Here is a 19,717-nt window from a genome sequence, read left to right as displayed (position 1 = left end):
AACGGCTCGGTGCTCTGCACGCGGATGTCGTAGGCGAGCGCGAAGCAGTCGGCGATGAGCTCGGAGGGCGTGAACGGCGCGAGTTTGAACGCCCACTTGTAGAGATCCATGTTGACGTGCAGGCACCCCGGCTGGTCGAAATCGCGCTGCATCTCCCGCGTCGGCCGGTGAGCGTTACGGGGCAGTGCAGCGGGTGTGAAGAAGCGCACCGCGTCGACGTGCGAGCACTGCAGAACGGATGCCTCCACCACGGCGTCGGTGCCGGCGGACCCCAGCCGCAGCGGTACCTCATGACGCGTCTCGGGCGCTCGGTAGACCATCGCCCACTCGTGGAGGCCGAAGCAACCGTACATGCCGCGACGGGAATGCACGGCCGTGAGTAGATCACCGACTCGTGCGATCAGGTCACCGTGGGACTCGGCGAGAGCAGCGGCGTGCACAGCGCTGACCCCGTCGTCCGTGCGGTAGTGACGCCACTGCGCGCGAACGCCGTCGGGATCCGCGAGTGCGACGCCGATGCCGGGGTGCCAGCGGCGCAGCACCGCAGGCTTGTAGCCGTAGTAGGTGAAGAGGAAGTCCTCGACGGGATGCTTCTCGCCGCGCGCCTTGCGCGCGCGATGCGCGGACGTCAGAGCGTCGGCACGGGCGGCATGAGCCGACTCGAGCGCATGCCAGACGGGCGGAGCCAGTGGTGCGGCATCCGTCTGAAGGGTCACCGCACGAGGATACGTCAGGGACCGACCGGCAGGATGTTCGCGGGCGAGTCGTTGCGCACGTTGCCGACCTGCGACGCAACCGGCCAGTCGGCAAGCGACTCGGCCACGTCGGGCGCCGCATCGATGGCGGCGTCGAGCACGTCTCCGACGTTGTCGAGGTCGGTGTCGAGCCAGGCGTCGGCGAAGTCCGCATCGACGGACAGGGGCATCCGCTCGTGGATGGAGCCGAGCCGGCCGACCGCCGATCGGGTGAGGATCGTGAAGCTCAGCAGCCACAGCGAGGGATCGTCGTCGGCCTTCGACGGGTCCTTCCACCACTCGTAGAGTCCCGCGAAGAACAGAGGGGCGTCATCGGCGGGATGGATGTAGTGGGGCACCTTGCCATCGGACGTCTGCTGCCACTCGAAGTACCCCGTCGCCGGCACGATGGCCCGACGCTTCACCAGCGCCGCTCGGAACATCGGCTTGTCCTCGACCTCTTCGCTGCGAGCGTTGAAGGCGCGCGTGCCGATGGACGGGTCCTTGGCCCACGCGGGAACGAGACCCCACCGCGCGGCTTCGACGCGGCGGGTCGGGGGATCGGTCTTCGCCGAGTCGAGCACGATCGCCGCCCTCATCGTCGGTGCGACGTTGTACGAGGGCTGGGGCAGATCGTCCGCGATCGTGTCGGCCCGCAGCACGCCGACGAGCTCGGATCCGACGTTCGCGACCACGAATCTTCCGCACATGGCCCTGAGCCTAGGCCCGGGGTACGACGTCAGCGTCCCGACACGAGTCCGACGCCGGCGAGCTTCTTCATGAGCGCTGCGCCGTCGTCTCCGGTGACCCACGGCACGGATGCCGCGGAGTGGTCGTCAACCGCCGTCCGACCGCCCGCGAGCACGGCTTCCGCCGGTGTGAGGCGTCGGATGGCGACACCGGCGACGTTGTCGGGATGTACGATCGTGAACGCCGTGTAGAGCGCGTCATCGTGCTGTCCGTCGTCGCCGACGAGCAGCCAGCGCACGTGTGGGAACTCGCGGGCGAGCCGTTCGAGGTTCTCCTGCTTGTGGAGTCGACCGCTGCGGAACAGACGGTCGTGGGTGGGTCCCCAGTCGGTGAGCAGCATGGCGCCTGCGGGGAACAGATGACGCCGCAGGAACCGGCGAAGAGTGGGGGCGACATTCCACGCGCCCGTCGAGAGGTAGATGACCGGAGCGCCGGGGTGCTGGGTCGCAAGTCGTTCGAGCAGCACCGCCATGCCCGGCACGGGTTGGCGGGCGTGCTCGTTCACGACGAACGAGTTCCATGCGGCGAGCAGCGGGCGGGGGAGCGCGGTGACCATCACCGTGTCGTCGACGTCCGAGACCACGCCGAAGGTGACCTCCGCCCCGACGATGAAGGTGCGCATCGTGATCGGCTCGCCGCCTTCGACCGAGACGGAGAACTCCTGCCACCCGGGTTCGAGCCGGGCCGGAACCACGACGTCGACCACGCCGCCTGCGTCGGCGGTCACCTCATGCGCCGCCCCGTCGATGAGCACCTCGACCCGGGCATGGGCGATGGGCACCGCAGCGAAGCTGCGCCACCCGCGCACGCCGGTGTACGACGCCCGCGACGCACGAGATGCCGGCGGCACGATCATGACGCGGCCGAGCACACGTACCCAGTCCGCGCCCCCGTAGCCCGGGAACGCGGCGACGACAGGCGTCAGGCCGCGGCGGCGGGCGCGGCGCTCACGCCAGGCGTGGAATCGACGCTCCAGTCGGGCGAGCCAGAGCACCTTCGCGGGCCGGGGGGAATCGGTCGAGCGGGAGGGCACCCGTTCAGTCTGTCACGTCGGATGCCGCGCCCGTGGGCTCCTCGTAGGTCGCGAGGTGCTTGCGCTCGGCCCGTCCGATGACCTTCTTGACGACATACACGAGCACGACGAACACGACGATGATGCCGACGAACACATAGCCAGCGAAATGGATCTCGCCCGAGAGATCGCGGTACGTGCCCGACGCGAGGGCGGAGACTGTCACGTAGAGCGCCGCCCAGATGACGCACGCCGGCGTCGTCCATGCCAGGAAGCGCCGATACGAATACCCCGACATGCCGACGGTGAGCGGCACGAGCGAGTGCAGCACCGGCAAGAACCGCGACAGGAAGATGGCGATGCCGCCGCGGCGCTGCAGATAGTTCTCCGCCCGCAGCCAGTTGTGCTCGCCGATGCGACGGCCGAGGCGCGACATCCGGATCTTCGGCCCCAGGAACTTGCCGAGCGCATACCCGATCGACTCGCCGATGAGCGCCCCCACGACGGCGGCGGTCGCGATCGCGACGCCCTGCAGCGGGGTGGTGACGGCGGTCGCGGCGACGATCACGACGGTGTCGCCGGGAACGATGAGGCCGATGAGGATGCTGGTCTCGCACATCATCGCGAAGCCCACGATGAGCACGCGCACGAGCGGATCCACCGACTGCACGGCGTCGAGCAGCCACGTCAGAACCTGATCCACGATGCGAGCGTAGGGGCGGATGCCGCATCTAACCTGAGTGGATGGGCGTCGTGTCGCAACCGGATCCCGCGGCTCCGACGGCCGCGCGCCTGTTCGCTGCGCTGCGACACGAGCCGCACCTGTTCTGGATCGACGCCGGCACCGGCCCGGACGGGGTCGACTGGGTCGGGATCGGCTCGCCGGTCTCGCCGGAGCAACCCCGACAGGTCATGGTCGGCGGGCGCTCCGCCGGCGAGGCATCCCCCGACTGGGTCGGCTGGTGGGGGTACGACGACGCCGCACGGCGAGCGGGGGCCGACGTGCCCGCCGGCGGCCTGCCCGACGGGTGGCTGCGCGTCGAGACGGTCGCGCGCATCGACCGCCGCACCGGCTCCGTAGCGCTCACGGGACCGGCCGCCGATCGCCTGCGGGTGCCCCTCGCGAACGCCCACCCTCCAGTCGCCCCGCCGCTCGGGCCGGCACACTCGCGCGACAGCCCCGACCTCTACGCCACACTGGTCGAACGATGCCGGGAGCACATCCGCCGTGGCGACGCGTATCAGCTCTGCCTGACGACCTCGATGAGCGTCGATGCCGCCGTCGACCCGGTCGACGCGTACCTGCGCCTGCGCCGGCTCACGGGCGCGCGACGCGGGCTGTTCGTGCGCGTCGGAGGCGTGGCCCTCGCCGGCGGCAGCCCCGAGACGTTCCTGGAGATCGGGGGAGGAGTCGTGCGCACCAGTCCCATCAAGGGCACGCGCCGCCGCGCCGACGATGACGTGGAGGATGCCGCTCTCGTCGCCGAGCTGCGCGAGAGCCCGAAGGAGCGGGCCGAGAACGTGATGATCGTCGACCTCATGCGCAACGACCTCGCCCGCATCTGCGACCCCGCGACCGTCACCGTCGAGAGCCTGCTGCACCTCGAGTCCACACCCACCGTGCACCAGCTCGTCTCGACCGTCGCGGGGCGACTCCACCCCGGGACCACGCTCGATGAAGTGCTGCGGGCCACGCTGCCGGCAGGCTCGATGAGCGGGGCGCCGAAGCTCGCGGCGATCGAGATCCTCGGGCGGCTGGAGGTCGAGCCGCGGGGCGCCTACGCCGGGTGCGCAGGGTGGGTGGCGGCATCCGGCACGGCGACCCTCGGCATGACCATCCGAAGCCTCCTCATCGAGCGCGACCGGGTGACGGTCGGCGCCGGCGGGGGCATCACCTGGGGGTCGATCGCCGCGGACGAGGTCGCCGAGGTCGCGCTCAAGGCGCGGGCGCCGCTCGCCGCGATCGGCGCGACGCTGCCACCGGACTGGGCCGAGCGCGGTCCGGTAGCCTGAAGGTTGCGCTTCGGCGCGCCCCGCAGCATCCATCGGATAGGTATCTCTGTGTCGACGAACGCCCCCACCACCTCAGCCGCACCGTCTCCGTCGGACGACGTGCACGCCATCCAGGCGAAGTGGCAGGAACGGTGGGCGACCGCGGACCCGTTCCGCGCCGGCGACGCCGCCGATACCCGCCCCCGCAAGTACGTGCTCGCGATGTTCCCGTACCCGTCGGGCGATCTGCATATGGGTCACGCCGAAAACTACCTCTACAGCGACATCGTCGCCCGCTACTGGCGGCACCGCGGGTACAACGTGCTGCACCCGATCGGCTGGGACTCCTTCGGACTGCCGGCCGAGAACGCCGCCATCAAGCGCGGCGCGAACCCCGTGACGTGGACGTACGACAACATCGCGCAGCAGCGCACGAGCCTCAAGGCCTACGGCGTCTCGTTCGACTGGTCGCGTGTGCTGCACACGAGCGACCCCGACTACTACCAGTGGAACCAGTGGCTGTTCCAGCGCCTCTACGAGAAGGGCCTCGCCTACCGCAAGGATGCGCTGGTCAACTGGGACCCGGTCGATCAGACGGTGCTCGCCAACGAGCAGGTGCTGGCGGACGGCACGAGCGAGCGCAGCGGCGCGCTGGTCGAGAAGAAGAAGCTCACGCAGTGGTTCTTCCGCATCACCGACTACGCCGACCGGCTGCTCGACGACCTGAACCAGCTCGAGGGATTCTGGCCGCAGAAGGTCATCCAGATGCAGCGCAACTGGATCGGACGCTCGGTCGGCGCCGACATCGACTTCGAGATCAAGGGCCGCGCCGAGAAGGTGACGGTCTTCTCGACCCGCCCCGACACGCTGCACGGCGCGACATTCATGGTGATCGCCCCCGACTCCGACCTCGCGGCGGAGCTGGCGGCCGGCTCGTCCGCCGAGGTGCGGCTGCGCTTCCAGGACTACCTGGCGAGCGTCCGCATGACGAGCGAGGTCGACCGTCAGAACACCGATCGGCCGAAGACCGGCGTGTTCCTCGACCGCTTTGCGATCAACCCGATCAACGGCGAGCGTCTGCCGATCCGATCAACGGCGAGCGTCTGCCGATCTGGGCGGCAGACTACGTGCTGGCCGACTATGGCCACGGCGCGGTCATGGCCGTTCCCGCGCACGACCAGCGCGACCTCGACTTCGCGCGCGCGTTCGACCTCCCCGTGCGCATCGTGGTCGACACGACGGCTCCCGTCACCGGGGCGATCCCGGTGATCGAGACGGATGCCGCGGGTACCCCGCTCGACCTCGGCGCCGACGAGGCATCCCTAGCCGATCTCGACCCTGCCACCACGGGCATCGCGCTCACGGGCGAGGGCCGCATGGTCAACTCGGGGCCCCTCGACGGACTCAGCAAGCGCAACGCCATCACGCGCGCGATCGAGCTGCTCGAGGCGGCCGGCACCGGCCGCGCGTCCCGCACGTATCGCCTGCGCGACTGGCTGATCTCCCGTCAGCGCTACTGGGGCACGCCCATCCCGATGCTGCACACCGACGACGGTCGCATCGTGCCGGTGCCCGGCGACCAGCTGCCGGTGACGCTGCCCGCCTCCGAAGGCCTCGACCTGAAGCCGAAGGGCTCGTCGCCCCTCGGCGCCGCAACGTCGTGGGTCGAGAGCGTCGACCCCGAGACGGGGGAGCGGGCGCTGCGCGACCCCGACACGATGGACACGTTCGTCGACAGCTCGTGGTACTTCCTGCGCTTCCTCTCGCCCGGCGACGCCACGCAGGCGTTCGACCCGGCCGCGGCGCGTGCCTGGGCGCCGGTCGACTTCTACATCGGCGGAGTCGAGCACGCGATCCTGCACCTGCTCTACGCGCGCTTCGTCACGAAGGCGCTCTATGACATGGGTCTCGTCGACTTCACCGAGCCGTTCTCGAGCCTGATCAACCAGGGCATGGTCATCCTCGACGGGTCGAAGATGTCCAAGAGCAAGGGCAACCTCGTGCTCTTCCAGGACGAGCTCGACGCGCACGGCGCCGACGCGCTGCGCGTGGCCCTCGCCTTCGCCGGCCCGGTGGAGGACGACAAGGACTGGAAGGACGTCTCGACGGTCGGGGCGGCGAAGTTCCTCGCGCGGGCGCTGCGCATCGCCGGTGAGGTCACGAGCGACCCCGAGGTGGTCTGGGCCGAAGGGGATGCCGCGCTCCGCCGCGTCACCCACAAGCTGTGGTCCGATGTGCCGACCCTCGTCGAGCAGACCAAGTTCAACGTCGTGGTCGCGCGCCTCATGGAGCTCGTCAACGCCATCCGCAAGACGATCGACGGGGGAGCCGGAGCGGGCGACGCCGCCGTGCGCGAGGCGATCGAGGCGGTGGCGCTCGTGCTCGACCTGTTCGCCCCGCACACTGCGGAGGAGATATGGGAGCAGCTCGGCTACGAGCCCTTCGTGGGGCTCGCGGGATGGCGCCAGGCCGACCCGACGCTGCTCATCGAGGACGCCGTGACGGCTGTCGTGCAGATCGACGGCAAGGTGCGGGCCACCCTCGAGGTGCCGGCGCGCATCGGCGCGGAGGAGCTCGAGAAGCTCGCCCGCGCCGACGAGCGGGTCGTGCGCGCCCTCGGCGACAAGCAGATCGTGCGCGCGATCGTGCGCGCCCCGAAGGTCGTCAGCCTCAGCACGCGCTGAGCCCTCCACAGCGACGCCGGGGCACCGGTCGTCCACCCGGCACCGCGGTGGCGCCCGGGCCGCGAGACCGGCGCGCCTAGCGTCGGGGTGTGCGCGGCTCCGATGACCTCCCCACTGTGCGCCCGGGTGTGCGGGTGGGCGTCGGGGCGGCCGTGGTCGTCGTGCTCCTCGCCCTCGGGGTGACCGTCGTCATCGGCATGGTGCGATCCGGCGGGTCGACAGAGGTGATGGATGCCGCGGCATCCACCTCGCCCTCTGCCGCGCCGTTCGGACAGGTCTACGTGCATGTCGCGGGGGCCGTGGCGACGCCCGGAATGTATCGGTTCACCGCCGATGCCGACCGGGCGGCGGTGAACCTCGCGCGCACCGTGTCAGACGGCGAGCAACTCGTCGTGCCGGTCGTCGGCACATCACCGCAGGGGGGGCACAGCGCCGGCGGCCGGCGACGGGCTCGTGAACCTGAACACGGCGGATGCCGCGGCGCTCGACACCCTTCCAGGTGTCGGGCCGGCCACCGCGGCGCGCATCCTCGCGTGGCGCGCGGAGCACGGCCGATTCGGCAGCGTCGATGACCTGCTGAGCGTGTCGGGGATCGGCGAGAAGACGCTCGACGAGCTGCGCGACAAGGTCACGGTGTGAGGTGGGTGCCTATCGCCTCGTTCCGGTCGCCGGTCTCACCTGGGCGGCCGCGGGCATCGCGCTGTTCGGAGGCGCGTCGATCGTTGCGGCGATTGGTGCAGCGGTTGCTCTCGGAGCCATCGTCACGCTGTGCTGTGCCCGCCGCGCGGGCGGTCGGACGCGCGCGGCGCTGGTCGTCGCGGTGCTCGCAGCGTGCGGTGCGGGGGCCGCGGCATCCACTGTCGTGTTCTCGACACCCGCGCGCGAGCAGGTTCGTGACGCCCTGATCGATTCCCGTGCCGAGTCGGTGTCGGTGCGTGTCGTCGGCAAGGTCGAACCGCGCGCGCAGGGGTCTGCGTTCGACGCGCAGGTGGTGTCCGTCGAGACCCGCACGGCTCCACGCCCCGGACGCGACGTTCCCGTCGTCGTGCTCGCGCGAGGCGGTGTCGGCGCAGGCACCGAAGTGGGCGCGGTCGTGCGCGTCGAGGCACCGGCGTTCGGGGCCGACCGTGGCCGCGCTGCGCCGCGCGCTCGCCCACGCCACCGTCGGCCTGCCCGGCCCGGCCGCGGGACTCATCCCCGGGCTCGCGATCGGCGACACCGCACTCGTCGACGACACGCTCGATGCGCAGATGAAGACCGCCTCCCTCACGCACCTCACCGCCGTGAGCGGGGCGAACTGCGCGATCGTCGTCGCGCTCGGCTTCGCCGCAGCCGCCGCGCTCGGCGCGCGCAGACGCATGCGCGTCGCTGTCGGCCTCACCCTGCTTGTCGGGTTCATCACGCTCACGACGCCCGAACCCAGCGTCGTGCGCGCCGGGGCGATGGCGGCGATCGCCATGATCGCCGTGCTGACAGGACGCACCGCCACCGGCATCGGCGTCTGGTCGCTCGCGCTCACCGTGCTGCTCGTGCTCGACCCGTGGCTCGCGACTTCCATCGGCTTCGCTCTGTCCGCCGCGGCGACGGCGGCGCTGCTCGTGCTGGCGCGGCCCCTCGCCGCCGGGCTCGGCCGCGTGATGCCCCGCGCGCTGGCACTCGGCATCGCGGTGCCGCTGTCCGCCCAGCTCGTCTGTGCGCCGCTCATCGTCGTGCTCACCCCGACGGTGCCGATCTACGGCGTCGTCGCCAACCTCATCGCCGCCCCGGCCGCGCCCGTCGCGACGATCGTCGGGCTCGTCGCCACGCTCGCCGCGCCCCTCCCGGTGCTGCAGCAGGGGCTCGTCGCCGTGGCGTGGCTGCCGGCCGCGTGGATCGCCGAGACCGCCCGCCTCTTCGCCGCATTGCCGTTTGCGACCGCGCCGTGGCCGGGCGGCCCCCTCGGCATCGTCGCGCTCGCCCTCGTGGGCGCCGCCACGCTCGGACTGCTCGCGCCGCTCCCACGCCGGCGACTGCGCACCGTCACGCGCGCGGCATCCGTTCTCGTCGTCTCGGTGACGGCGGGCGCCACGATTGCCGCGACGGTGCTGCTCCCCGTGGTCTCGCGAGGCGCGATGCCACCCGACTGGAGCATCATCATGTGCGACATCGGCCAGGGCGACGCGGTGTTGGTGCGCTCCGCGAGCGAGGTGGCGCTGATCGACACCGGAGACGATCCCGAGCTGTTGAGCGGATGCCTCCACCGCGCCGGGATCGACCGTATCGACCTGCTCGTGCTCACCCACTTCGACCGCGATCACGTGGGTGCCGCACACGCATTGAACGGACGTGTCGACACCGTGATGCACGGTCCGACGACCGAACGTCGCGAGACGGACATCGTCCGCGCGCTCGGCGCCGCCCGCACCGTCGTCGCCCACGCGGGGATGAGCGGAATGCTCGGCGATGCGCGCTGGCGCGTGCTGTGGCCCACGGCGACGGCGGGGGAGTTCGCCGAAGGCAACGACGGGAGCGTGGTCGTCGAGATGGGCGGGGGTGCGGTCCCGCCCGCGATCTTCCTCGGCGACCTCGGCGCGACGGCGCAGCGGGCGCTCCTGCGTTCCGGTGGAATGTCGTCGGGGCTGCAGGTGGTGAAGGTGTCGCACCACGGTTCCGGCGACCAGGACCCCGGTCTCTACCGTCGCATCGGTGCCGTCATCGGGCTCGTCTCGGTCGGTGCCGGGAACAGCTACGGCCACCCGCGCGACACCGCACTCGCACTGCTCGCCGCCGCCGGAACGACGGTCGTCCGCACCGACACCGACGGCATGGCTGCCGTCAGCGAGGTCGACGGGCGCCTCGTCGTCTGGCACGCCGGAACCCGCGACGTCGACGGCCCTCGGTAGGCTTTCGGCATGGCCGCTCCCCGTAGACCCGCACGCGCGAGCGCCATCCCGCAGCTCTCCTGGCGCACCCCGCAGCCCGCGCCGATCGTGCTCGTCTCAGGCCCCGAAGAGGTCTGCGCACAACGGGCGACCAGCGGCATCCGCAGCTATCTGCGAGCCGAAGACGAGGCGCTCGAAGTCAGCGACATCGACGCGGCGGACTACACGGCGGGGTCACTGCCCGCCTACGCCGCGCCCTCGCTGTTCGGCGAACCGCGCCTCATCCGCGTCACCTCGGTCGAGAAGTGCAGCGATGCGTTCCTGGCCGACGCGCTCGCGTACCTCGCCGCCCCCCAGGAGGGCGCCACCGTGGTGCTGCGTCACTCCGGCGCGAGCGTGCGCGGCAAGAAGCTGCTCGACGCCATCAGGGCGGGCGAGGGCGGAGGCGTCGAGATCGCCTGTCCCGCCATCACCCGCGACGCAGACCGCGTCGACTTCGCGGCGGGCGAGTTCCGTGCCGCGAACCGCCGCATCGAGCCCACGGCGCTGCGCGCTCTCGTCGCCGCGTTCGCCGACGACCTCACCGAACTCGGCGCCGCCTGCCAGCAGCTTCTCGCCGACGTCGACGGCACGATCGACGACCGCATCGTCGAGCGCTACTACGGCGGGCGGGTCGAGACATCCGCGTTCACCGTCGCCGACACAGCGATCGCCGGGCGGCACGGTGAGGCGCTGCTCGCGCTGCGTCAGGCGCTCGCCTCGGGCGCCGACCCCGTGCCCCTCGTCGCCGCGCTCGCCTCCAAGCTGCGCACCATGGCTCGCGTGGTGGGCTCGAGGGAATCAGCGCCCGCCCTGGTCGCGCGACTCGGCATGAAGGACTGGCAGGTCGACCGCGCGCGTCGCGATCTCAACGGCTGGTCGTCAGAGGCGCTCGGGGGAGCGATTCAGGCCGCCGCCCGCGCAGACGCCGAGGTCAAGGGCGCCAGCCGCGATGCGACGTTCGCCGTCGAGCGTCTTCTCACGATCGTGGCGACGCGGCGGCCCTACGGCGACTGAACGCCGCGGTTCGTCACGCTCGCGCGTCAGGCGCGCATGCCGCCCCCACGGTGTGCACGCGACCCCGCGCACACCACGCGATCCCGCGCACAAAACGTGAAGGCCCGCCCCGCCCACGCTGTGCACGCGATCCCGCGCACAAAACGCGCGACCCCGCGCACAAAACGTGAAGGCCCGCCCCGCCGAAGCGGTGCGGGCCTTCACGATGGTCGCTCAGAGAGCGGAAACCTGCTTCGCGATCGCCGACTTGCGGTTCGCGGCCTGGTTCTGGTGGATGACGCCCTTGCTCACGGCCTTGTCGAGCTTCTTGGTCGCGGTGCCCAGAGCCTTCTCGGCGGCGGCCTTGTCGCCGGCGACGATGGCCTCTCGGGTGCGACGCACCGCGGTCTTCAGCTCGCTCTTGACGGCCTTATTGCGCTCGTGCGCCTTCTCGTTGGTCTTGTTGCGCTTGATCTGCGACTTGATGTTTGCCACGTGTGGTCAGACTTTCGTTTCGGTGTTGTCGTGGTGGTGCCGTGCAGCGAGAGAGGGGCGCTGTGCGGCGAATCGCGGGGGTCTGGGATTCCCCACACGCAAGCCAAAAGCCGAGTCTACCAAACGAGCGGGCTCCGCACGAAACGTCAGGCTGCGGCATCCGTCTCGTCGACGGCAGTGCTGTCGATCGTGGCCAGCGCGAGATCCAGCACCGCGTTGAACACGCGCGGTGCCATCGCCGTCACGAGGTGCGTGGTGTGGGGAACGACGATCAGCTCGGCGTCGGGGAGGAGCGTCTGGAAGAGCTTCTCGCTCACCCGCAGCTGATCCCACTGGCCGTTCACGAACCACGTCGGCACCCGGATGCGCGACACCGCCGCCATGAGGTCGAGGGCTCCGAGGGCGCGCAGCGCCGTGTCCTGCGACTCGAACGCGTACCCGCCCGCCCCGAAGTCCCACCGCGTCTCCGACGGGAGGGTGCGATCGAGCACACGCTCTCCCAGCCATTCGCCGTGACCAGGAAGGCTGTTGAAGGAGCCGACCGCGGCGCGATAGGCGACGAGAGGGATGCCGCGCGGCAGCGCCGTGCACGAGGCACCGATGTACGCCGCAATCGGGGGAGCGACCACGGCGCCTGCGTACTGGGTCGTGAGGAGTCCGCCGAGCGAGTGCCCGACCAGGAGCACGGGACCGGTGTCCGCAGCCGACCGCACCGCGTCGTCGATGGTGCGGAAGGCCTCGTCGAGCGTGAACGGCTCACCGCGTCGGGTGCCGTGTCCCGGCAGGTCGAGAGCCACCGCCGACACCCCGCGCTGCTCGAGATGGGCCACCTGTGCGCGCCACATGGTCGCGGACGTGCGGATGCCGTGCACCATCACCACGGTCGTCACCATGTGCCCACTGTAGAACCGGTGGCTGGGCGTGAGGGCGGTGCATCCGAGGCGGCACCCTAGAATCGTCGGGACATGTCTCCGCGTGCCCTCTCTCCGCTCCAGCCCAGCGCCACCCCGCCGGCGAGCATCCGCAACTTCTGCATCATCGCCCACATCGACCACGGCAAGTCGACCCTGGCCGACCGCATGCTGCAGATCACGGGTGTCGTCTCCGACCGTGACATGCGCGCGCAATACCTCGACCGCATGGACATCGAGCGCGAGCGCGGCATCACGATCAAGAGCCAGGCGGTTCGCATGCCCTGGCAGACCGCGGACGGCACGTTCGCGCTGAACATGATCGACACACCCGGGCACGTCGACTTCACCTACGAGGTGTCCCGGTCGCTCGCCGCCTGCGAAGGCGCGATCCTGCTGGTCGACGCCGCGCAGGGCATCGAGGCGCAGACGCTCGCGAATCTCTACCTGGCGCTCGAGAACGATCTCGAGATCATCCCGGTGCTGAACAAGATCGACCTGCCCGCCGCCGACCCCGAGAAGTTCGCCGGCGAGCTCGCGAACCTCATCGGCGGGTCGCCCGACGATGTGCTGCGGGTGAGCGGGAAGACCGGCCTCGGCGTCGAGGAGCTGCTCGACCGCATCGTCGAGCGCATCCCGTCGCCGAAGGGGAACGCGGATGCCCCGGCCCGCGCGATGATCTTCGACTCCGTGTACGACGCCTACCGCGGCGTCGTCACCTATGTGCGCATGGTCGACGGGAAGCTGGAGCCGCGGGAGCGCATCCAGATGATGTCGACCAAGGCGACGCACGAACTGCTGGAGATCGGCGTCTCGAACCCCGAGCCGACGCCCACCAAGGGGCTCGGCGTGGGCGAGGTCGGCTACCTGATCACGGGCGTGAAGGATGTGCGCCAGTCGAAGGTCGGCGACACCATCACGAACCTCCGCAAGCCCGCGACCGAGGCACTCTCCGGATACACGGACCCGAAGCCGATGGTCTTCAGCGGCATCTACCCGATCGACGGCAGTGATTACGCCGATCTGCGCGAGGCCCTCGACAAGCTCAAGCTCTCCGACGCCTCGCTGCAGTACGAGCCCGAGACCTCGGTCGCTCTCGGGTTCGGGTTCCGCTGCGGGTTCCTCGGTCTGCTGCACCTCGAGATCATCACCGAGCGCCTGGCCCGCGAGTTCGGCCTCGACCTCATCACGACCGCACCGTCGGTCACTTACGAGGTCACGACCGACACCGGGGAGACCGTCGTGGTCACGAACCCGAGCGAGTACCCGGACGGTCGTGTCGCGTCGGTCTCCGAGCCGGTCGTGAAGGTCGGCATCCTGCTGCCGAAGGACTACGTGGGCACCGTGATGGAGCTCTGCCAGACGCGCCGCGGCACCCTGCTCGGCATGGAGTACCTCAGCGAGGACCGCGTTGAGCTGCGCTACAACATGCCGCTCGGCGAGATCGTCTTCGACTTCTTCGACCAGCTGAAGTCGAAGACCCAGGGTTACGCGAGCCTCGACTACGAACCCGCGGGATCCCAGACCGCCGACCTCGTCAAGGTCGACATCCTGCTGCAGGGCGACAAGGTCGACGCGTTCAGCTCGATCGTGCACCGTGAGAAGGCGTACTCGTACGGCACGATGATGACCGAGCGGCTGCGCAAGCTCATCCCGCGCCAGCAGTTCGAGGTGCCGATCCAAGCCGCGATCGGCGCCCGCATCATCGCCCGGGAGAACATCAGGGCGATGCGCAAGGATGTCCTCGCGAAGTGCTACGGCGGTGACATCACCCGAAAGCGCAAGCTCCTCGAGAAGCAGAAAGAGGGCAAGAAGCGCATGAAGATGGTGGGTCGCGTCGAGGTGCCGCAGGAGGCGTTCATCGCCGCCCTGTCGGGAGACGTGGACGGCAACGAGAAGAAGTAGGCGGGTGCACCACATGCGCAAGGGAACGACCCGGGACGGCGTCGTCGACTACGCGGCGGTCGGAGCCACACAGGCGGTCGACCTCATGCAGTACCCGCCGGAGCGGAGCCTCCCGGCAGAGTCGTCCTGGCGCATCGGCAGCGGCGAAGAGCGATTCCGCGCGGCGGGCGACGCGCTGCTGAGCTGGCAGGCGCTGCGTGATGCGGGCCTCACCGTGAAGGACGTCACCCCCGCCGCCGGCCCCACCTACGCCGGGGTGAGCTTCGACGAGAACCGTCAGCCCATCGCGCCCAGCCGTCTCGAGGCCGATCAGCGCTTCGACGCCGACGGCACACCGTGGGTGGCCGCGGGAGCGAGCGTGCGACTGCACGGCCGTGTCGACGGCATGAACGCCGACGGGCACCTCCGGGTCATCTTCGTCACGGAGGAGCCGCGCCGCGTCGGATTCGTGCTCGGCACCCTCGGCGAGTCGGTGGTCAGCGGGGAGGAGTCGTTCCTCATCGAGTGGCTCCCGAACGATGAGGTGTGGTTCTCGTTGCGGGCCTTCGACAGCCCGACCGCGTTGTCGTACCGAGCGCTGCGCACCCTCGTGCGCCGTCGTCGTCGTGCGCTGTTCACCCGCTACCTGCGCGCGGTGTCGCCCATGTTCACCACCCCGGCCTGATGCCCTCAGCGCTTCCCCTCGGCGATCCGGCTCCGGCCGACGGCGGCCTGCCCGACCTGCTCCCGGCCGCGCACCCCGACTTCGGCGTGTACGTGCACGTGCCGTTCTGCCGCGTGCGCTGCGGGTACTGCGACTTCAACACCTACACGGCGACGGAGCTGCGCGGCGCCAGCCAGGCGGACTATCCCGACGAGGTCGCGCGGGAGATCGCGCTGGCCGCGCAGGTGATGGATGCCGCGGGCCGGCGGCGGGCGGCGACATCCGTGTTCTTCGGCGGCGGCACGCCGACGCTGCTCCCGGGCGATGCGCTCGCGCGCATGCTGGGTGACGTGCGCGACGCGTTCGGCATCGCCGCCGATGCGGAGGTGACGGTCGAGGCGAACCCCGACACGGTCACACCGGCGCTGACGGCGAGGCTCGCCGAGGCGGGCGTGACGCGTCTGTCGATCGGCATGCAGTCCGCCGTTCCGTCGGTGCTGGCGACCCTCGACCGCACCCACGAGCCGGCCGCGGTCCCGCGGGCGGTCACTGCGGCGCGCGCGGCCGGGCTGCAGGTGAGCGTCGACGTCATCTACGGCACGCCGGGGGAGACGCTCGCGGACTGGGAGCGCACCCTCGACGCCGTCACCGCTCTCGAGACCGACCACGTGTCGGCGTACGCGCTGATCGTGGAGGAGGGCACGGCGCTTGCCCGCCGCATCGCACGCGGCGAGATCGACACGGTCGACGACGACGTGCAGGCCGACATGTACGAGCTCACCGACGCGCGCCTCGCGGCGGCGGGGTACGGCTGGTACGAGGTGTCGAACTGGTCGCGCGATGAGGCGACCCGCTCGCGACACAATCTCGCCTACTGGCGCGGCGCCGACTGGTGGGGGTTCGGGCCGGGCGCCCACTCGCACGTCGGCGGCGTGCGCTGGTGGAACGTGAAGCACCCCGCGGCGTACGCGCAGCGCCTGTCGCTGGGTTCCTCGCCCGCGGCGGGACGGGAGACGCCCGATGCCGCGTCCCGCGCGCTCGAGCGCACGATGCTCGAGGTGCGCATCGCCGACGGGCTGGCCGTGGCGAGCCTGCCGGCCACCGGTCGCGCGGAGGTGGCGGGGCTCATCGCGGACGGCCTGGTCGACGGGGCATCCGCCATCGCCGGGCGCCTCGTCCTGACGCTGCGCGGTCGACTCCTGGCCGACGCGGTCGTGCGACGGCTCACCGCCTGAGCACTGTGCGTCGCGCCGCGAGTGGCACCCCGGTCCGCGCTAATATTGGCACTCACGTGATGTGAGTGCCAGCGAGGGGAGGCGGAATGGTCAGCGAACGCGGCCTCGACGTCCTGCGGGCGATCGTGCAGGACTACGTGGCGACCCGCGAACCGGTCGGCAGCAAGTCGATCGTCGAGCGCCATGCCTTCGGGGTGTCGGCCGCCACCATCCGCAACGACATGGCGCTGCTCGAGGACGAAGAGCTCATCAGCGCGCCGCACACCTCGTCGGGACGTGTGCCGACCGACAAGGGCTACCGCGTCTTCGTCGACCACCTCGCCGAGCTGCGACCGCTCAGCACTGCCCAGCGCAACGCGATCGCCACATTCCTCGAGGCCCCTGCCGACCTCGACGACCTGCTCGCGCGCACTGTGCGCGTGCTCACGCAGGTCACCGGCCAGGTCGCCCTCGTGCAGTACCCGTCGTTCGAGCGCGCGAACGTGACGCACATCGAGCTCGTGCACCTCGGCGGCCCGCGCGTCGTCGTCATCCTCGTCACCGACACCGGTCGTGTGTCCCAGCGGATCGCGAGCCTCGGGACCGACCTCGACGACGCGGATGTCGCGACCCTCCGCGCCCAGGTCTCGGTGCTGGTCACGGGTGGCTCGGTGCAGGAGGGCCTCGGCAAGATCGCCCACACCCTCGCCGAGACGTCCACCCGTTCACCGCGAGAGGATGCTGCCTCGCGCGCGCTGCTCGCTGCCGTCGCCGAAGAGCTCGAAGAGTTCCGTCAGGATCGCCTCGTGATGGCGGGTGCCGCGAACCTGGCCCGACGCGAGTCGGACTTCCAGGGCAGCATCTACCCGCTGCTGGAGGCGATCGAGGAGCAGGTGACCCTGCTCAAGCTCATGACCGAGATGGCGGCCGACGCCGAGGGCCTGGCGGTCTCCATCGGCCGCGAGAACGAGGCGTTCGGGCTGAGCGAGGCATCCGTCGTGACGAGCGGCTATGCCGGCACGATCGGCGAGGCACGCCTGGGTCTGCTCGGGCCCACGCGCATGGACTACGCGACCAATCTCAGCGCCGTGCGCGCCGTGGCTCACTATCTGAGCCGACTCATGGCCGACGACGAGCGCGCGCGATGACGAATACGACCCTGCCCGCTTCGCGGGCGGAGAGGTGACTGTGGCCGACCACTACGAGGTGCTGGGCGTCGAACGCGACGCGAGCCCCGAGGACATCAAGAAGGCGTATCGACGGCTGGCCCGCCAGCTGCACCCCGACGTCAACCCGAGCCCCGAGGCGGCGGAGCAGTTCAAGCTCGTCACCCACGCGTACGACGTGCTCAGTGACGCCGATCAGCGCCGCGCCTACGACATGGGCGGCGAGACGGGATCGCCGTTCGGCGGCGCCGGGTTCGGCGGCTTCAGCGACATCTTCGACACCTTCTTCGGCGGGGGCGGTGGGAGCCGGGCCCGCGCTCGTTCTCGCCGGGAGCGCGGCCAGGACGCGCTCGTGCGCGTGACGCTCGATCTCGCCGACGTCGTGTTCGGCGCGCATCGCGACCTCGAGGTCGACACCGCTGTGCTCTGCGAAACCTGCCAGGGCTCGTGCTGCCAGCCGGGGACGGCTCCCGTCACCTGCGATATCTGCCACGGCACCGGACACATCCAGCGCACGGTGCGCAGCCTCATCGGCAACGTCGTCACCCAGCAGCCCTGCGCGAGCTGCCAGGGCTACGGCACGACCATCCCGTACCCGTGCGCCACCTGCCAGGGCCAGGGACGCGTGCGCTCGCGTCGCACGGTCTCGGTCGACATCCCGGCCGGCGTCGAGACGGGCCTGCGCCTGCAGCTGCCGGGCTCCGGTGAAGTGGGACCCGCCGGGGGCCCGAACGGCGACCTCTATCTCGAGGTGACGGTCGCCCCGCACGACATCTTCAGCCGCGACGGCGACGACCTGCTCGCGACGCTCGAGATCTCGATGCCCGACGCGGTGCTGGGAACGACAACCCTGATCGACGCGCTCGACGGGCCCGTCGAGCTCGAGCTGCGCGCAGGGGTGCAATCGGGCGACGTGCTCACGATCAAGGGCCGCGGCGTCTCACCGCTGCGCGGCAGCGGCCGCGGCGACCTGCGCATCGGCGTGCATGTGCTCACGCCCTCTCGCCTGGACGCGAAGGAACGCGCCCTCATCGAGGAGTTCGCCCGCAAGTCGAAGGCGCCGGAGCCGCAGCTGGCGCAGTTCCACCAGGGCCTCTTCGCGCGGCTGCGCGACCGGTTCCGGAACGGCTGATCCGTGGCGCTCCACTTCGTGGACGATGCCGCCGCCGCCGCGGGGGCCGGTGACACCGTCTCACTCACCGGGGCCGAGGCACATCACGCCGCCGCGGTGCGGCGTGTGCGCCCGGGGGAGAAGGTCACTGTCGGCGACGGCCGCGGCGTGTGGCTCACCGGCACCTGCGAATCGGTCTCACCGAAGCTCGTCGTCGTGCGCATCGACGACCGACGGGTGGATGCCCCGCCCGCCACCCGTCTGCGCCTCGTGCAGGGCCTCGCCAAGGGCGATCGCGACGAGCTGGCCGTGCAGGCCGCCACTGAGCTCGGGGTCGACGAGATCGTGCCGTGGCAGGCAGCCCGCAGCGTCTCCCGCTGGGACGCGGGCAAGGCCGTCAAGGGACGGGGCCGCTGGGAGGCGATCGCCCGGGAGGCGGGCAAGCAGGCCCATCGTGCGTGGCTCCCCGAAGTGAGCCCGCTCGTGACCACCCGTGAGCTCGCCGGCCGGGGTGCGGCATCCCGTCTTCTCGTGCTCGAGCCGACCGCGAGCGTGCGCCTCGCCGACGCCGTGAGCAGCGACCTCGCCGATGTGACCTTCATCGTCGGCCCCGAGGGGGGAATCGCCCCCGACGAGCTGACCGCGCTCGCGGACGCGGGGGCGGAGCTCGTCCGACTCGGCGACACCGTGCTGCGCACCTCGACCGCCGGCCCCGCGGCGCTCGCCGCCGTGTCGGTGCTGCTCGGGCGCTGGTGAGACGGGCGCCGGTAGACTCGTTCCTATGAGCGAAGCCTCCGTGTTCAGTCGCATCCTCGCGCGTGAGATCCCCGCCGAGATCGTGGCCGAGACCGACACCCTCTTCGCGATCCGCGACATCGCGCCGCAGGCGCCCGTGCACCTGCTGGTCATCCCGAAGACGGCCGAGTACCGCGATGTCGCCGAGCTCGCGGCCGCCGACCCCGCTCTGCTGGCGGAGATCGTCGCGCTCGCCTCCGAGCTCGCCGCCCAGCACGCCGACGGCGACTTCCGACTCGTCTTCAACACGGGCGCCGGCGCCGGCCAGACGGTGTTCCACGTGCACGCACACGTGCTCGCGGGCGACCTGTCGGAGCAGGGGCTCGGTGCCTGACTCCGAACCCGTCACCCGCCGCCTCCTCGCGGACGGCGTCGCCATGGTGCGTCTGCTCGGCCCGCAGGACCGCCT

At 70.9% G+C, this 19,717-nt stretch carries 17 protein-coding genes and 1 pseudogene; 12 read left to right on the top strand and 6 right to left on the bottom strand.

The window, feature by feature from the left end:
* From ABT08_RS10445 to ABT08_RS10430, 4 genes are all read right to left on the bottom strand, one after another.
* Positions 1 to 716 (bottom strand): 3-methyladenine DNA glycosylase (locus ABT08_RS10445; RefSeq protein WP_288114899.1); only part of this gene is annotated, 716 nt, incomplete at its 3' end.
* A 14-nt stretch (positions 717 to 730) separates the two neighbouring features.
* Positions 731 to 1,444: an SOS response-associated peptidase gene (locus tag ABT08_RS10440; RefSeq protein ID WP_288114898.1), complete on the bottom strand. Its 714-nt coding sequence runs from the start codon at positions 1,442 to 1,444 to the stop codon at positions 731 to 733.
* 29 nt (positions 1,445 to 1,473) lie between these two features.
* Positions 1,474 to 2,517 carry an App1 family protein phosphatidate phosphatase gene (locus tag ABT08_RS10435; protein ID WP_056208739.1) on the bottom strand — a complete coding sequence of 348 codons (1,044 nt, stop codon included), beginning with the start codon at positions 2,515 to 2,517 and terminating at the stop codon, positions 1,474 to 1,476.
* A gap of 4 nt (positions 2,518 to 2,521) precedes the next feature.
* The gene (locus ABT08_RS10430; protein WP_288114897.1) at positions 2,522 to 3,199 is read right to left on the bottom strand and encodes a DedA family protein; all 678 of its coding nucleotides are present in this window, start codon (positions 3,197 to 3,199) and stop codon (positions 2,522 to 2,524) included.
* 41 nt (positions 3,200 to 3,240) lie between these two features.
* On the opposite strand from ABT08_RS10430, the gene ABT08_RS10425 reads away from it, so the two are divergent.
* The 5 genes and pseudogenes from ABT08_RS10425 (at position 3,241) to holA (ending at position 11,089) form a co-directional block, all read left to right on the top strand.
* Positions 3,241 to 4,509, top strand: a complete 1,269-nt coding sequence (locus ABT08_RS10425) for an anthranilate synthase component I family protein (protein ID WP_288114895.1) — start codon at positions 3,241 to 3,243, stop codon at positions 4,507 to 4,509.
* 42 nt (positions 4,510 to 4,551) lie between these two features.
* A pseudogene (leuS, locus tag ABT08_RS10420) lies at positions 4,552 to 7,172 on the top strand (leucine--tRNA ligase).
* Between the two features lie 453 nt (positions 7,173 to 7,625).
* The gene (locus ABT08_RS13210; protein WP_327037311.1) at positions 7,626 to 7,811 is read left to right on the top strand and encodes a ComEA family DNA-binding protein; all 186 of its coding nucleotides are present in this window, start codon (positions 7,626 to 7,628) and stop codon (positions 7,809 to 7,811) included.
* A 488-nt stretch (positions 7,812 to 8,299) separates the two neighbouring features.
* Positions 8,300 to 10,054: a ComEC/Rec2 family competence protein gene (locus ABT08_RS10410; RefSeq protein ID WP_288114893.1), complete on the top strand. Its 1,755-nt coding sequence runs from the start codon at positions 8,300 to 8,302 to the stop codon at positions 10,052 to 10,054.
* Between the two features lie 9 nt (positions 10,055 to 10,063).
* Complete coding sequence (holA, locus tag ABT08_RS10405; protein WP_056208750.1) at positions 10,064 to 11,089, top strand: DNA polymerase III subunit delta; 1,026 nt, start codon at positions 10,064 to 10,066, stop codon at positions 11,087 to 11,089.
* 213 nt (positions 11,090 to 11,302) lie between these two features.
* Here holA and rpsT read toward each other — a convergent pair whose 3' ends face one another.
* A complete protein-coding gene (rpsT, locus tag ABT08_RS10400; protein ID WP_045246847.1) occupies positions 11,303 to 11,563 on the bottom strand; it encodes a 30S ribosomal protein S20 in 261 nt (86 codons plus the stop codon).
* A gap of 146 nt (positions 11,564 to 11,709) precedes the next feature.
* Positions 11,710 to 12,456: an alpha/beta fold hydrolase gene (locus ABT08_RS10395; protein ID WP_056208755.1), complete on the bottom strand. Its 747-nt coding sequence runs from the start codon at positions 12,454 to 12,456 to the stop codon at positions 11,710 to 11,712.
* A gap of 72 nt (positions 12,457 to 12,528) precedes the next feature.
* Here ABT08_RS10395 and lepA point away from each other — a divergent pair, with 72 nt between their 5' ends.
* From lepA to ABT08_RS10360, 7 genes are all read left to right on the top strand, one after another.
* Complete coding sequence (gene lepA, locus ABT08_RS10390; RefSeq protein WP_056208758.1) at positions 12,529 to 14,379, top strand: translation elongation factor 4; 1,851 nt, start codon at positions 12,529 to 12,531, stop codon at positions 14,377 to 14,379.
* 13 nt (positions 14,380 to 14,392) lie between these two features.
* Positions 14,393 to 15,043: a DUF1990 domain-containing protein gene (locus ABT08_RS10385; RefSeq protein WP_056518584.1), complete on the top strand. Its 651-nt coding sequence runs from the start codon at positions 14,393 to 14,395 to the stop codon at positions 15,041 to 15,043.
* Entirely contained in the window at positions 15,043 to 16,257 is a 1,215-nt protein-coding gene (hemW, locus tag ABT08_RS10380; protein ID WP_288114892.1) for a radical SAM family heme chaperone HemW, read from the top strand. The genes ABT08_RS10385 and hemW overlap by 1 nt, the downstream gene beginning before the upstream one ends.
* Before the next feature lie 86 nt (positions 16,258 to 16,343).
* Positions 16,344 to 17,384 (top strand): heat-inducible transcriptional repressor HrcA, encoded by a 1,041-nt coding sequence (gene hrcA / locus ABT08_RS10375; RefSeq protein ID WP_056518582.1) that lies wholly within the window; start codon positions 16,344 to 16,346, stop codon positions 17,382 to 17,384.
* A 40-nt stretch (positions 17,385 to 17,424) separates the two neighbouring features.
* Positions 17,425 to 18,534 carry a molecular chaperone DnaJ gene (gene dnaJ / locus ABT08_RS10370; RefSeq protein ID WP_045246852.1) on the top strand — a complete coding sequence of 370 codons (1,110 nt, stop codon included), beginning with the start codon at positions 17,425 to 17,427 and terminating at the stop codon, positions 18,532 to 18,534.
* A gap of 3 nt (positions 18,535 to 18,537) precedes the next feature.
* A complete protein-coding gene (locus ABT08_RS10365) occupies positions 18,538 to 19,269 on the top strand; it encodes a 16S rRNA (uracil(1498)-N(3))-methyltransferase (protein ID WP_056208770.1) in 732 nt (243 codons plus the stop codon).
* Positions 19,270 to 19,294: 25 nt separating this feature from the next.
* Positions 19,295 to 19,642, top strand: coding sequence for an HIT domain-containing protein (locus tag ABT08_RS10360; RefSeq protein ID WP_056208775.1), 348 nt, complete (start codon positions 19,295 to 19,297; stop codon positions 19,640 to 19,642).
* Positions 19,643 to 19,717: the final 75 nt, after the last annotated feature.

It is taken from the genome of Microbacterium sp. SCN 71-21 (genome assembly GCF_001725695.1).
Taxonomy (GTDB): domain Bacteria; phylum Actinomycetota; class Actinomycetes; order Actinomycetales; family Microbacteriaceae; genus Microbacterium; species Microbacterium ginsengisoli.
Note: the sequence above shows the minus strand (reverse complement) of the source record. Positions and strands in the feature narration are given on the sequence as shown.